This is a genomic window from Paenibacillus agri, assembly GCF_013359945.1.
Lineage (GTDB): Bacteria > Bacillota > Bacilli > Paenibacillales > Paenibacillaceae > Paenibacillus_AQ > Paenibacillus_AQ agri.
Window position 1 is genome coordinate 1 of the sequence record NZ_JABWCS010000038.1, and the last position, 243, is coordinate 243.

Consider the following 243-nt stretch of genomic DNA (forward strand, 5'->3'; position numbering starts at 1 on the left):
ATATGGTAGGTGAAGAGGTCTGGAAAGGCCCGCGATAGAGGTAATAGCCCTGTAACCTAAACTGTGTTCTCTCCGAGACGGATCCCGAGTAGTGCGGGGCACGTGAAACCCCGTATGAATCCGGCAGGACCATCTGTCAAGGCTAAATACTACCTGGCGACCGATAGTGAATCAGTACCGTGAGGGAAAGGTGAAAAGCACCCCGGAAGGGGAGTGAAATAGAACCTGAAACCGTGTGCTTAC

Annotated in this window: 1 rRNA gene; it reads left to right on the forward strand. The window is 52.3% G+C overall.

Going from position 1 to position 243, the window contains the following annotated elements:
* Nucleotides 1–243 (forward strand): 23S ribosomal RNA (locus HPT30_RS00175); the annotation flags it as partial.